1 pseudogene is annotated in these 441 nt (G+C 75.7%); it reads left to right on the top strand.

Annotation, left to right across the window (positions count from 1 at the left end):
* Positions 1-147: 147 nt before the first annotated feature.
* Positions 148-441: pseudogene (locus tag FV222_RS29070) on the top strand (phage tail tape measure protein); the annotation flags it as partial.

The following is a 441-nucleotide window of genomic DNA, read 5'->3' on the forward strand; positions in this document are numbered from 1 at the left end:
ACCTCTGGCGCGCCACGCCGCGCGAGCTGCTCTTCGCCGCCGGGCTCCGAGCCAGTGGCGCCGGGCTCGGCCGCGACGGGTTGGCGCGGCTGATCCAGGACCATCCGGACACGGCGTGAGGCCGGTCCGCGCTTGCAGGAGAGACCCATGGCGGAGACCGACCTCGACCGGGCGAACGCCGCCCGCATCAAGCAGCTCGACACCCTGGACAAGCTCGCCCAGCGCTTCGGGCAGAGCCTGTCGACGGCCCTGACGCGCAGCCTCACCTCCGGGCGCCAGCTCGACGGGGTGCTCGGCTCCCTCGGGACGCGCCTGGCCGGAACCGCGGTCCGGGCGGCGCTGAAGCCGGTCCGCACCGGCATCACCGGCCTGGTCAACAGCCTGCTCGGCTCCGCCGTCGGGGCGGACGCGGCCTTCGCACGGGGCGGCGTGCTCCAGGGC

It is taken from the genome of Methylobacterium sp. WL103, assembly GCF_008039885.1.
Taxonomy (GTDB): Bacteria; Pseudomonadota; Alphaproteobacteria; order Rhizobiales; family Beijerinckiaceae; genus Methylobacterium; species Methylobacterium cerastii.